The 13,170-nt window shown below is 33.0% G+C and carries 10 protein-coding genes, 2 tRNA genes and 1 pseudogene; 2 read left to right on the top strand and 11 right to left on the bottom strand.

The window, feature by feature from the left end; translation table 11 throughout:
* Nucleotides 1–54: 54 nt before the first annotated feature.
* Nucleotides 55–567, top strand: coding sequence for a hypothetical protein (locus H8909_RS02720; RefSeq protein ID WP_117458000.1), 513 nt, complete (start codon nt 55–57; stop codon nt 565–567).
* Here H8909_RS02720 and H8909_RS02715 read toward each other — a convergent pair.
* The 10 genes and pseudogenes from H8909_RS02715 to H8909_RS02665 all read right to left on the bottom strand — a co-directional run bounded on the left by H8909_RS02715 (nt 548) and on the right by H8909_RS02665 (nt 9,252).
* Nucleotides 548–805: a DUF3592 domain-containing protein gene (locus H8909_RS02715; protein ID WP_117457999.1), complete on the bottom strand. Its 258-nt coding sequence runs from the start codon at nt 803–805 to the stop codon at nt 548–550. The two genes, H8909_RS02720 and H8909_RS02715, sit on opposite strands and share 20 nt — an antisense overlap.
* Nucleotides 806–810: 5 nt before the next feature.
* Complete coding sequence (locus tag H8909_RS02710; protein WP_117457998.1) at nt 811–1,305, bottom strand: hypothetical protein; 495 nt, start codon at nt 1,303–1,305, stop codon at nt 811–813.
* A gap of 151 nt (nt 1,306–1,456) precedes the next feature.
* Nucleotides 1,457–1,533: transfer RNA gene (locus H8909_RS02705), tRNA-Arg, on the bottom strand.
* 127 nt (nt 1,534–1,660) lie between these two features.
* Nucleotides 1,661–2,422, bottom strand: a pseudogene (locus tag H8909_RS02700) (histidinol-phosphatase HisJ family protein); the annotation flags it as partial.
* 211 nt (nt 2,423–2,633) lie between these two features.
* A complete protein-coding gene (locus H8909_RS02695; protein WP_202985886.1) occupies nt 2,634–4,427 on the bottom strand; it encodes a transposase in 1,794 nt (597 codons plus the stop codon).
* A gap of 174 nt (nt 4,428–4,601) precedes the next feature.
* Nucleotides 4,602–4,763: a hypothetical protein gene (locus H8909_RS02685; RefSeq protein ID WP_187011724.1), complete on the bottom strand. Its 162-nt coding sequence runs from the start codon at nt 4,761–4,763 to the stop codon at nt 4,602–4,604.
* A 347-nt stretch (nt 4,764–5,110) separates the two neighbouring features.
* Nucleotides 5,111–6,814, bottom strand: coding sequence for an amino acid ABC transporter ATP-binding/permease protein (locus H8909_RS02680; protein WP_187011723.1), 1,704 nt, complete (start codon nt 6,812–6,814; stop codon nt 5,111–5,113).
* Nucleotides 6,814–8,553: an ABC transporter ATP-binding protein/permease gene (locus tag H8909_RS02675; protein ID WP_187011722.1), complete on the bottom strand. Its 1,740-nt coding sequence runs from the start codon at nt 8,551–8,553 to the stop codon at nt 6,814–6,816. The genes H8909_RS02680 and H8909_RS02675 overlap by 1 nt, the downstream gene beginning before the upstream one ends.
* Nucleotides 8,550–8,876, bottom strand: a complete 327-nt coding sequence (locus H8909_RS02670; protein WP_187011721.1) for a nitrous oxide-stimulated promoter family protein — start codon at nt 8,874–8,876, stop codon at nt 8,550–8,552. Before H8909_RS02670 ends, H8909_RS02675 begins: the two co-directional genes overlap by 4 nt.
* Complete coding sequence (locus H8909_RS02665) at nt 8,869–9,252, bottom strand: YbaN family protein (protein WP_238928199.1); 384 nt, start codon at nt 9,250–9,252, stop codon at nt 8,869–8,871. The genes H8909_RS02670 and H8909_RS02665 overlap by 8 nt, the downstream gene beginning before the upstream one ends.
* Nucleotides 9,253–9,415: 163 nt before the next feature.
* Between H8909_RS02665 and H8909_RS02660 the strand changes: the two genes are divergently transcribed.
* Nucleotides 9,416–9,492 (top strand) — tRNA-Arg (locus tag H8909_RS02660).
* A gap of 92 nt (nt 9,493–9,584) precedes the next feature.
* Here the strand turns inward: H8909_RS02660 and H8909_RS02655 are convergent.
* Nucleotides 9,585–12,818: a CAP domain-containing protein gene (locus H8909_RS02655; protein ID WP_187011719.1), complete on the bottom strand. Its 3,234-nt coding sequence runs from the start codon at nt 12,816–12,818 to the stop codon at nt 9,585–9,587.
* Nucleotides 12,819–13,170 lie beyond the last annotated feature (352 nt).

The raw sequence follows: 13,170 nt of genomic DNA, 5'->3' as shown, positions 1-13,170 counted from the left end.
ATATCTTTCTATTCTTCTCAAATAGAAGCGGTTATAATGAAGCAGGAGGTTTTTATGGTACATATCATTTTTCTTACAATACTGGCATATTTTGCTTCAAGACTCAGTTTAATACATAATAATTTATCTGGAGTCATGAGCATGCCACAATATCATTATCCAATGCAGTGCTTCTTCTTTGTGTTTTTAATCTATTACTGGTATCAGTTATACCAAATCACAAAACGTAAAGCACTTGTCCATATATCAGGTCTATGTCTTCTTATAAGTCTTTTTATGCCTTTTAAAAGATCAAGTCATGACTTCTTTTCAGAATGTCATACTTATATAGGTTTTATTGGAATTGTATTCATAGTCATTACTCTTGCAATGTTTCTCTATGATTTACATCAAACTCATACTTACTTAGCCTATAAGCTCCTGCAGTTATTGATATCATTATGTCTTATGTTAACGACTGTATTATACTTTCTTGCAGATATTACAGGCTTGTTTGAATGGCTATGCTTTCTATCCTTTATCATTTTCCTAGAAACTTATAAACATTCTATCTCGCATTATCTTTAAGATAAGCAGTACTTGGATGTTTTTCATCATAATAGACAGTGACTTCCTGTCCTACTCTTAAAGTACCTAATACAGGTACTTTTCTTTTAGATTTAAATAATAATAATTGTCTTGCTGGCTTTAATACAGCTTCTTCTTTAAATGAATAAACGTGATGATCAACTATATACTTTACAGTCAATGTAATCACCTGACCAGTATTCACTATATTAATAATTGAACCTGTTGTTTCTGTCATACAAATCACCCTGCTTTCGTTGGTATTATAGCACGATTTGAGTCATTCTTATTACTATAAGATACATTTTTTAATAAGGGATTTTCAGTTACTTCAAACATCTTCTTAATAATATCCTCCTGGATATTACATTCATCAATCATTTCTGTATTCTTGATAAGTATTGCAGCACTTTTAGTAGGAATAGTTACAAGCTGGGCAAGTTCTTTTTGAGTCACCCTACGCTTGCTTGTAAGACATAGATAAAGTCCTAAGACAAGAGAATTAGGATTATCAAGACATTCTGATAAAACAGTATGTGCCAGTAAATCTTCTTTATGTCCACAATGAGCACAGATGAAACATCTATTTTCCTCATCATAAATATAATGAGAACTACCACATTCTTCACAAGCAAATCCTTGAGGCCATTTGATATTATAGAAGAAACGGATTCCTGCAAGAGAATCATTCATATAGATATTCATTAAACGATATAAAGAGTAATTATTTTTATTCATATTTATCACCAAAACCTTTCTACATCTATGATTATAAAGGATTTAGAAATATGATGCGTTGAAGTATTTGCTCATAATGCCTATTTATAGGCGTTTTAAATATTTTTTTTTAATATAAAAAAACCTCGGATTAACCGAGGTGATTTTCAGATGGCGTCCACGAGGGGATTCGAACCCATGACCGCACGCTTAGAAGGCGTGTGCTCTATCCAGCTGAGCTACGTAGACATCTCTCTTGACTGCTCATGTATAATAACATGCCAAGAGATGTATTGCAAGTGCTTTTTTACATAAAAACACGCATTATTTACACAAAAATATGAAAAAATGTGTATTGTTCAATATAATTTAAATATCACAAATTATGAAACTCAGGAATCATTTTATTATATGTACAATACTGTTTAAACCCTAATGCTTTTAACTGCTTTTTAGTATCTTCTATATAGGCACCTAAATGATCTTCCTGATGACTATCACTCCCTATTGTGATAATAGTACCACCAAGTTCTAAATAAAGTTTAAGTATATTTTTAGAAGGCATTAAATCATCTAGTTTATAGCGTACTGATGATGTATTGATTTCAATTCCCTTGCCATCTTTGATGACGATTTTTAGAATGTCAGTAATGATATCCTTATGCTTATTAAAGCTATCATAGCCATCATGATCATCATAACGCTTCATGAGATCCATATGACCTAGAACACTATAATTTTTATAGTTCTTTACTACATCATACAATTCCTGGTAGTATCGTGTATAATATTCTTCTTCAGTTCTCCCTTTTTGATAATCTCCTGTCCAGAGTTCTAAATCATCTACCTGATGAATAGAAAGGATAATAAAATCAAAGGGATAAGCTTTAAATAATGCTTCATATTGGTTAATTGTATGTACCTGGATACCAAATTCTAAACCTAGCTTTAGTGTAATTTGATCTTTATACTTTTCTTTTACATACAGATATTCTTCATAATACTTAGGATAATCAACATTGGTTATGGGTTGTCCATTGAGATATACAGGACCAAGAGGATCATCCACATCTCTTTTAATGCCATCCTTTACAACTTCTTCCATTTCATAAACAGAATCATCACTATAGATAGTATGTACATGATAATCACCTGACTACTCCCACGGGCAAGCCCGTGGGGATCTGATTGCCAAGTGTAGCTTGTAATCGTACATCATTTTCAGACTTTGGAGTTACAAGTGTAAATCTATTTGAATCAGAACTTTCATTACCAAGCAGTCCAGCGACCACATTAACGGTAAATTTCTACTTTCGTAAGGAAGTATAGTCAATCTCCCTGAATATGTTTTACGCTATCTTAATTCCGCTATTTAATACCTTGATCTCGTTAACCTTAATCCATTCGATTAAAGCTTTTTCTTTGCTGTAACACTTATAAAATTCAGAAATACATTTGTTTTTATCTATATCTTTGGTTCTGTAATCATAACAGTATAATAGGAATGATGAATACCAGTCTCTTTGTACCTCTGTACCATCTTGCAGCTTATACATTCGGTCAGATAGTTTCTTTTTAATATAGTCATCAACAGTATGATCATATTGACTTGCTCTGTAATCATTAGATACTTCAATATATATACCACCTGATACCTTGAATTTCTGTTCTACAGCAGCTTGAAACCCAGAAGGACATCTGTTCTTTATGGATTTGCCAAAACGTTTTTTCCTATTAAACTTGCCTTTACTATTGACCATAGTTTCTTTGGCTCGTCTCATAAGCCTGCCTGCATTTTTGGGTTCTGTGATAAATACATCTCCAAGACTTCTTAAATGGTTAGCGTCTTCATTTATTGCAAGCTGTCTGTTTATGGCATTGATGCGACATAGTTCAGAGTGTTTTGATTTCAGCTTTCTATAATGATTGGAATATTTCCAAGTCTTACGGCCTTTTTTAACAGTACCATCATCATTATAATTCTGAGGATTAGTTGCACGTCTTGACCTGTCCATAGCACGGTGAAGCAGACGTTCTTTTCTCTCAGAAGTCTGAATACTGCTGCCACGCTCTGAAAGGTTTTTTAGACCGACTTCCGTATCAGATGTATAAGCAACAGTCTGTGTACCAATATCAGCACCTATAATACCTTTGCCGAACTTATGTCTTCGGTTGCCATGCTTATCATACTTTTGCTTTGCTTTACCCTCAATAGTAAGATGCAGATATACTCTGTATTTACCTCTTATCATCCTGGGAACAAGCGTAGCATAGCAGGGTCTGTATGTATCTATGCAACAGCCATCTTTAATAAGAGTATTAGCAGCCCTGTCATCCAAAATCTCAGATTCGGCAAGATATGATAAAATGGCATCTACTTCATCCTGCTGGAATCTATCATTAACCTTTATTCCAAATATCATCCTGCCAAGTTTGAAATGAAGCTTATTATCTGTAACGGATATAGGTATACCACGGTTGATCTGCTTTGCACGAATACAAGGAAGTTCTCCATATTTTGAGAAATGTAAGATATTACCATTACCATATAAACATTTTTCCATGCCACGCCATATATCTTCGGCCTTAGTCAGAGCAAATACAGCGTCTACGCCATATTTCTTGCCTATTGGAATCATGGATGTTCTGCAGTATTCCCATGTAATATTATAAGCTTTCTGCATTTCATTAAGTTGTTTGGCATAAGTTTTTCGTTTATCCCTATCTTTAGTGTTACCATACAGAAATAATAATTTGCGGTATCTCTTTGTACGCATAAGCTGGTCATAATTCTTTCTCATAAGACCTACAAGTTCGTTACCTGCTTTTCTGATCTTATTCGAAAGCTTTACAACTTTTTGTATATCAGAAGAAGACATATCAGTTTCAGCAACCAAGATATGCCTGTCAGAAAGCTTATGAAATTGTTTAAGATGTCTTTTATGTTCTTTATCAGTCATCATTTTTCTGCTCCTTAATATCTTAATTACTGTAGATATAAAATACCGCATCCTGCAGAATTGTATTAATTGTGGAAATGCCTTGAATAGTTCAATAGCACTTATATCTTTAAAAGTCCCTACAACATCACAGAAAGCAGCAGTCTGTGGTACATCTACAAAGACATGTATATGGTCAGGCATTACAACAAGAGCCTTAATGTGATAATAGATTTTTCTGTAATATCTGTTTCAATATTTCCTCTACATTACCTTTTAATACCAGAAATATGAATTTAGAATACCTGATGATGTGATACTGTATCAGATATTTTCAATACGAAGCACTATGATATTGTTTCTCACTGTCTTGTTCACCTAATTGATATTTTCTTGAATTCCTCTACGCAGCAAGTCAAGAAATATGATACTCTCACCTTCCTCAACAGAATAGATACGTGCAGGGGTTTCAAGTTCTGTTTTCCATCCAGCAGGAATGGAAATATTTATTTGTACATTGTCACTTTTAGTTCGTGCCATTACTTTTTCCCACAACTTGAATGATATGCTGAATTATTAGGATTGCACAGTTCTGCATGGTTATTATTGTTCGCTATATGTGCAGCATTATTAGGATTTTTCTGATTACAGTGATAGTTGTTTTATTGTATGTGTGTTTATATCATAGTTACTTTTACTAATGATCTGTTGACTTTCTATACTTTAATATACATAGATTATATATCATTTTTCTAAGTATTTATCAAGTGAAATGTGGCTTTCATCCCACATGCAAGCGTGTGGGTTTTTCGCCACAAAATTTATAACATATTTGTTCACCTCATAGTTATCTTAACATGAAAAAAGGATGCGTGAACATCCTCTTATTAAGAAATTCTACCATCCTTCATCTCATAAACAGTTTCTGCAATATTCATTGTAGATGCTCTATGTGATACAAGAACAATTGTTTTTTGTTTTGAAGATTCTTTTAATGATTTCAAGATAATACCTTCATTGAGTGAATCTAAGTTAGATGTTGGTTCATCCATAAGAATCATTGGTGCATCATGTAGGAATGCACGCGCAATTCCAATTCTTTGTTTCTCTCCTCCAGATAGTGTATCACCTAATTCCCCTACTTCTGTATCATAATCTTTAGGTAAAGTCATGATAAAATCATGAATAGAAGCCTTTCTGCAAGCTTCCATGATTTCTTCATGAGTAGCATCTTTTTTCGCAATCGCAATATTATTTGCGATAGAGACATGGAAGAGATGAGTTTCCTGTGTGATATAGCTTTCCATATTACGTAAATGTTTTGTAGGAATATCTTTAATTTCTTCTTCATCTACAGTAATAGAGCCTTGATTCACGTCCCAGAAACGCATTAATAATTTTAGTATTGTAGATTTACCAGAACCACTCACACCATGTATTCCTGTAATCTTACCAGGTTCTAGTTTTAATGAATAATCATCTAGGATTGTTTCATCATCATATGAGAAAGTAACATGTTTAAGTGTAGCTCCTTTAAAGGAATCAGTAGTTTCTTTGTCCCCTTCTACTTCTTCTACAAGAGGATTTTCTTCAAGAAGTGAAAGAACACGTTCACCACTTGCTAAGGTTTGAGTGAGGTTATTAGAAAGACTTGATAAAGCGACTACGGGACCAAATGAACCCATCATCGATAAAGTACATGTAATAATACCTTCAAAACCTAATTCATGATTAAGATAAAGGAATAGCGTTAAGAAAAGCATACCAAATGAAGCTAAAAGAATAACTGTATTTGTGATAGAACGTTGAGCCCCTTCTCTATAGCTTAAGTATTCCTGCTGTTTTGCAAGCTGCTTAGAACGTTCAATGATTTCCTGTTTTCTTTCTTCACCATGATTATATTGGATTGTTTCATCTAATCCACGTAAGGAATCCAATACAAAACTGTTTAATTCACCAAAATTATTACGAAAAGTCATCCCTTCAGCACTTCCCAGTTTGCCATTAATAACCGGAATAATCACACCAACAATAATATAAGCAATAAGTGCAAGTAATCCAGCTAAATAATGATAATGTCCAATAAAGAGCACCATAAATAAAGAAGTGAGAAATGCGATACAGATAGGAGAAATAGTATGTGCATAGAATACTTCTAATAATTCTATATCTGTAGTAATAATAGAAATAAGATTTCCTTTATCACGAGATTCTAGCTTAGCGGGACAGAGCTTCTGTAATGCTTCAAAGACCTTATGACGAATAATGGCAAGTAATCTAAAGGCAATATAATGATTGCAGTATTGTTCGATATAATGCAGAATACCGCGTAATAAAGCAATCACAATCATTATAGTCAAGATTGTTTTAACAGGCATAAAGACAAGACGTGGATTTCTTATGCGAAAAAATAATTGTGGAATAAGTCCATGAGCAAGTACCTGTCCTGCAAGGATAGTCAGGAAGATTGCACATAAATAGCCAACAGTACCAAGAAGAATGGCAGCAATCATAAAAATAAGGAGTGGTTTAACTAAACCAATCAACTGACCCATAATTTGAATAGCACTTCTACGATTTGTTTTATTCATTATACAGTTCCTTCCTTTCCATAGTTTTCTAAAGCCATCTGTGCTTCATATAAATGTTTATAGGCACCATTCTGATTCATTAATTCAGTATGTGAACCATGTTCTTTGATTTGTCCATCTTGTAAGAAGTAGATATGATCACTCTTTACTACGTTGGCAAGTCTATGAGAAATAAGTAATACAGTTTTTGTTTTGGCTAATTCATGAATGACATTCATAATCAGTTCTTCACTTTCAATATCAATATTAGAAGCTGCTTCATCAAGGATATAGACAGATACATCTTTTTTAAGTAAAGCACGAGCAAGGGCTAATCTTTGACACTGACCACCCGACAAGTTAGATGCTTTTTCTAATAACTTTGTTTTTATACCATCCTGTGAGTTAAGAAATCCTAAAAGATTTACTTTTTCTAGTACTGCTTTCATTTCTTCTTTTGTAGCATGAGGATCAGCCATACGAAGATTCTCTTCTACAGTCCCTTTAAATAAATAGCTGTTATGTCTAATTAATAAAATATGCTTCATTAAATCTTCTTCATTGACATCCTTTAAGGGAGTACCACCAATTGTGATATCACCTGTATATCCTCTATTCTTTCCAGCAAGAATACCAGCTATAGTACTCTTACCACATCCTGATTCTCCAACTAATGAAATAAAAGAGTTTTTTGGTAATGTCATATCAATACCCTTTAATATTTCTCTATTTTCTTCATAAGAGAAATGAACATCCTTGAATAAGATATCTAGACTATGATCAGATAATACTTCTTTTCCAGAACTTATTTCCGGAATATCAAGAATCTTAAAGATTTTATCACTCGCTGCCATCCCATTCATTGCGATATGGAAGAAAGATCCAAGTAATCTTAATGGAAGGAAGAATTCACTGGCTAGAAGAATGATACAGAGAGTACCCTGCATATTAATATGTCCATGGAGATATTCTAATAAAGCAATGGTCATTCCAACTGCAGCACCACCATAAGCGACAATATCCATCACACTAATAGAATTGAGCTGCATAGTCAAAACCTTCATAGTGATCTTACGGAACTTTTCGGATTCTTGATCCATTTCTTCTGCTTTCATCTTATCTGCCTGATATATTTTAAGAGTTGTTAATCCTTGTAAGTTTTCTAAGAATGAATCTCCAAGTCCTGTATAAGTAGACCAATAGTTACTTAATAGTTTTTTCGCAAACTTCTGTACAGCTACTATAGACATAGGAATAAGTGGTACACAGATTAATAGTACGAGACTTGCTTTTAGATTTACCCGACTTAATATAATGAATAATGTGATTGGTGCAAGTAAGCTATAAAATAATTGAGGGAGATACTTGCTGAAATATGTTTCTAATTGTTCTACACCTTCTGTAGACACCTGTACTACTTCAGAAGAAGACACATATTCATTATAAGAGGCTCCGAGTTTAAGCATCTTATCATAAATCTTTTCTCTTAATATACGTTTTACATCCACACTTGCTAGGTATGATGTACGAGCACTCATACGTTCACATGTATAGCGAATCACTATGACTCCTAGTAATAATAAAAATGTAGATTTAAGATGACTTATAGTAAGCGTATTATTTAATACATAACCCAATAAGTCTGTAATAGTAAATACAGCAGTGATCTGTGCGAGTAATGAAATCCATTGCCAGAATACTGTATAAATAATATATTTTTTAGAGTGAGACAATAGTTTTATAAGTCTGGTTTTAATCATTTTAATATCCTTTCTTTTATAGTACATAGCATATGCCATAAAGCTGTTTTAGGGGCATAGATGATCATTCTAGGACCACTAAAACGCATGACCTGTCTGATTTTTTCTCTCATTTCAGGCCTATAACAATGCACTTTGCAATGTGCACAGAATGTCTTTTCTGCCATAAAAGGACATCTTTGACTACGTGCTTTTGCATAATTCACTAATTCCTTACATTCAGAACATAACTCTTTTGTATGATGATTCTTTATACAATAGATATGAATCATCTTTTCAATCGTTTCCTGTTCTTTAATTCTCTTTTTTTCTACTTTATTCATTGATTATTTCTTCTTTCTTTATCGTTTTTATTCGGAAAAAGAAATACAGAATATGGAAAATCCAGACAATTGCAATGCATATTCTTACTACAGGTACATTTTTCATACAGATGGACCCTACTAACATAATAGCTGTAACCATACCCATGATTTTACATTTAGTCATTAATGTCATAGATCTGTTTTGTACAAAACTATCTAAGTGCTTTTTGTAAAGGTTTGTGTGCGTAAACCAGTGGTGAAGCTTATCTGAACTTTTTGCAAAACAGAATACAGTTGCCATATAGAAAGGGACTGTAGGTAAAATAGGTAGTATAATTCCTAAAGTTCCAAGTATCAAAGATATAAATCCTAGTAGTATCCAAATAATTTTCATATTCATCTCCTTACTTAGTCTCAACTAATAATTGTTAGTCTTATCAAACTAATATTTATTATATGTGAGATGCTTTACTAAAGCAACACATATATTTATGGAAAAAAGTGCTTGCATTATGTAAAAAGTCATGGTATTATACATGAGCAGTAGAAAAACAAATGTCTACGTAGCTCAGCTGGATAGAGCACACGCCTTCTAAGCGTGCGGTCATGGGTTCGAATCCCCTCGTGGACGCCATCTAAAAATTACCTCGGTTGATCCGAGGTTTTTATTTTATATAGAAGTAAAAAGGTACCCAAGCGCTAAATTACGCCTGGGTACTTTTCATATTATTCTTTATTTTCTTTTCTTCTTAATAATGTATAGAAGAACATAGAAAGCATTGATAAAAGACTAAAGATTACGATTGGTGATGAATCACCTGTTTTTACAATAGTAGAAGTCTTGTCAGATTTTACTGTAGTATCATTCTTCTGTGTTGGAGTGACAGTAATGTTATCCTTCTTATCGGTAGGAGTAGTTGTGACATCGTCCTTCTTATCTGCAGGTGGAGTTGTATTGTCATCTTTATTGGTAGACGCTAAGACGATCTTAAATGTTTTAGTGATAGTACCAACATAATACTCGTCACTTAACTTAATAGTAACACTACCTTCCCCTACTCCTGTATTATCACCATAAGTGATTGTATATTCACTTGGATCAACAACGTTACCTTTACTATCTTTAACTACAACTTCTGGTTTGATTTGTTTACCAGTATAAGTCATTTCACTAGGCAAAGTAATTGTATCTTTTGTGACAATACCATATTTTGCATCAAATGCATCTAAATCAGCCTTTGCGTCATTATATTCATTAAGAGCTGCGTTATAGGCATTTAAAGCATCTTCATAATTCTTTGTCTTTTCATCATAGTCCTTTTGAGCATCAGCAAGCTTAGTTTCAATTGAACCAGCAGCATCTTTCGCACTTACATAAACTAATACAGTATCAATTAAGTTATCTAATACTTCATCATGATAAGGTGCATAATGATCACCAGTACCTGCTTTAATACCTTTCCAGTCAGCAGTAGCCCTTTGAGCTTTTGCAAGACTTTCATTTGCATTATCTAGCTTCTTAGTAGTATCAGCTACGACATCAGCTTGAGCTTTTTGGCCTTTAACAGCCTGATCATATTCAGCATGAACATTATCAAGATTGTTTTTAGCAGCATCTAATGCATCTTTTGCCTTATTGCATTCTTCTAACTGTTTATTATATGCATTAATTGCAGTATTTAACATATCAATATTGGCAGATAATGCATCTTTTTCAGCTTCTTTACTAGTAACTTCAGAGTTCAAAGTATTTAACTTAGCATTGTATGCATTGATATTCTGCTGGTTAGCGTTAATTTCTGACTCAAGTGCTTTAATCTTCTTATCATTTTCATCAATTAAAGCAGTGATACGATCAACATCAGCATTCGCATCTTTAAGAGCCTGTTCTAGTTCAGCTTTATCTTTAGTGGCATTTGCAAGTTCTTCTTTCTTTTGAGCTAATAATGCCTTTTCATCAGTGATTTGCTTAGATAAAGTATCTTTCTCCTTTTTATCAGCTTTTAACTGATCTTCTAGTTTAGTTAAAGCATCTTTTTGTGCGTTAAGTGTACTAGAAGTATTATCTAATTCAGCTTTTACTGAAGATTGTTTATTGACTAGATTATCATATGTGTTCTTAGCGTTGTTATAAGTCGTTTCTGCAGCTTTAAATTGTGCATTTACATTATCCTTATAATTATTGATTTCAGTCTGTTTTGTGCTGATTTTCTGCTTGTTATCATTGAGTGCATTTGTCGCCTTTTCAACTTCAGTTTTTGCAGCATCAACTTTATTCTGTTCAATTTGAACTCCATTAGCCTTCTTTAAAATCCAGGCATTTAGTGTCTTTTCAAAGTCATCTACTGTAAGACCTGTGATAGTAGTTTGTCCTTCTCCATTAAGGTTGTTTAATTTCAAACTATCTTTAAATACCTGCCCCCAAGTATACATACCTAAATCATGCTTTTGATTATTGTGACTGAATCCTGTTAAAGTATATTTTTTATCAACAATATTGAAATAATGTCCAGCCTTATCTGCGTTGTGTGTCTGTTCATATAAAATTTTCTCTTCAGTCCACCAACCATAAAATGGGTTGTTGCTTTGAATATTAAAAGAGTCTGGTTTTTTTCCTAGTTCATAGAGAGATTTAACATCTAAATTACCATTTTTATCTAGAAAATCTTCAGAATTGTTATCTTGACTACTCCAGTAGAGGTTTTCACCTACACGATATATTTGAGAATGACCTAAGGTCACTGATGAATACTGGTTTTGAATAGCTGATACACTCATAAGGTAATAAGAGACTTTAAGTGGTGCTACACCTTCATATGCTCTAATCTGGTTACACATCTTAATATAATTAAGTGCTTCCTTTAAATCAGATAAAGAAGCCATTGTCTTATCATAATTCTTGCTATCATAAATAGTCGCTGATCCTACTTTTATACCATCATACTTTTCTAATTCTGTATAAGCATAATAAGCATCTAAATTACCTGTGTTGTTGTAGATTTCTTTATAGAAGTTGACAACGTTGTTATCATATTTTGTATAAGCATTGGCTAATTCAGTTTCAGCTGCTTTTAACTTGCTGCTAGTAGCGTCCACTTGTGCTTGTAAGGCAGACAGCTGCTTCTGTAATTGATAGAGTTCAGACTTTAATTTTGCAAGTTCTGGTGTATCTACATTATTGTTGAGGTCATCTACTGCTTTTTTAGCTGCATCGTAGTTAGTTTTTGCAGTAACTAGATTTGTTTTTGCTTCATTAACCTGTGTAGTTAAAGCATCATACTGCTTAGTTAAGTCATCCTTTTTCTTTGTTGTCTCATTAACAGTTGTAGTCTGTGCTTCAATTGAAGTAGTTAAGCTGTTAATTTCCTGGTCTAAAGTAGATAACTGAGTTGTCTTATTATCGATATCCTTTTCAAGAGTATCAATGTCTTTCTGTAACTGAGTTACTTCTTCAGTTGTTGGCTGCTTATTGAGTGCATCTTTTAAAGAATTAAGCTTATCATTAAAAGTTTTTAACTGTGATTCTAGTTTTTGTTTTTCTGTATTTAACTGATTAAGAGTAGTCTTATTGTTTTCTAATGACTTCTTTTCTTCATTAAGTTTTGTAGTAACTGTTTCAATATCTTTATTTAAAGTAGTCAACTGATCATTTAAGCTGGCAAGGTCTTTTTCATATTGAGCCTTGTCCTCTTCAGCCTGTTTTAACTTATCTAAAGTATCCTTATTCTTATCAGCCAAATTATTATAATCAGCCTGTGCTTTGTAGTATTTGTCCTGTGCATCTTTTAATTGATTCTGCTTTTTTTCTACAGCTTTATCTAAAGCTTCTTTTTGCTGTTTCTGTGATGATAAAGTTTCCTGTAGCTGTAAAACGACCTGGGCTCTATCTTTTACTTCTTTCGCAAGAGTCTGATCAACCTGATTTTGTGAAGTAGTTGTTAAACCGCAAACTCTACCCATAATATAAACTAATAAAACCGCAAATTAAATTAATAAACAGGTGGAAAATGTGCCTTTTATGACGGCATAATCTTCCACCTGTTTTTGTGATCTGATTGTAGTATGATAATCATGTGAAATATTTAGAAAGGGAAAAGAAAAGAAACAGCCCGTTAAAGTATCCTACCCCTCTAACACTGTTCCTTTTCAATCGTCAGTTGATACTGATGATACAAGAAACATGATACAAGATTTTTCACTAAACATCAAGTCAGCCTTTAATTCTTTTGATTTCAAATTCTTTGATGAACCTGATTTTGATACTATTGAAAGAATTGAAACTTATTGTCTCAATAATCTCAACGCTTCTACA

Source organism: Catenibacterium faecis (assembly GCF_014306455.1).
Taxonomy (GTDB): domain Bacteria; phylum Bacillota_I; class Bacilli_A; order Erysipelotrichales; family Coprobacillaceae; genus Catenibacterium; species Catenibacterium mitsuoka_A.
The sequence above is the reverse complement of the archived record's forward strand: the minus strand, read 5'-3'. Positions and strand labels throughout refer to the sequence as shown.

What these genes read in the sequence shown, in the direction of transcription:
- H8909_RS02720 (WP_117458000.1), top strand. Translation starts at nt 55, where the DNA reads ATGGTACATATCATTTTTCTTACAATACTGGCATATTTTGCTTCAAGA.
- H8909_RS02715 (WP_117457999.1), bottom strand. Translation starts at nt 805, where the DNA reads ATGACAGAAACAACAGGTTCAATTATTAATATAGTGAATACTGGTCAG.
- H8909_RS02710 (WP_117457998.1), bottom strand. Translation starts at nt 1,305, where the DNA reads ATGAATAAAAATAATTACTCTTTATATCGTTTAATGAATATCTATATG.
- H8909_RS02695 (WP_202985886.1), bottom strand. Translation starts at nt 4,427, where the DNA reads ATGCCTGACCATATACATGTCTTTGTAGATGTACCACAGACTGCTGCT.
- H8909_RS02685 (WP_187011724.1), bottom strand. Translation starts at nt 4,763, where the DNA reads ATGGCACGAACTAAAAGTGACAATGTACAAATAAATATTTCCATTCCT.
- H8909_RS02680 (WP_187011723.1), bottom strand. Translation starts at nt 6,814, where the DNA reads ATGAATAAAACAAATCGTAGAAGTGCTATTCAAATTATGGGTCAGTTG.
- H8909_RS02675 (WP_187011722.1), bottom strand. Translation starts at nt 8,553, where the DNA reads ATGATTAAAACCAGACTTATAAAACTATTGTCTCACTCTAAAAAATAT.
- H8909_RS02670 (WP_187011721.1), bottom strand. Translation starts at nt 8,876, where the DNA reads ATGAATAAAGTAGAAAAAAAGAGAATTAAAGAACAGGAAACGATTGAA.
- H8909_RS02665 (WP_238928199.1), bottom strand. Translation starts at nt 9,252, where the DNA reads ATGAAAATTATTTGGATACTACTAGGATTTATATCTTTGATACTTGGA.
- H8909_RS02655 (WP_187011719.1), bottom strand. Translation starts at nt 12,818, where the DNA reads ATGGGTAGAGTTTGCGGTTTAACAACTACTTCACAAAATCAGGTTGAT.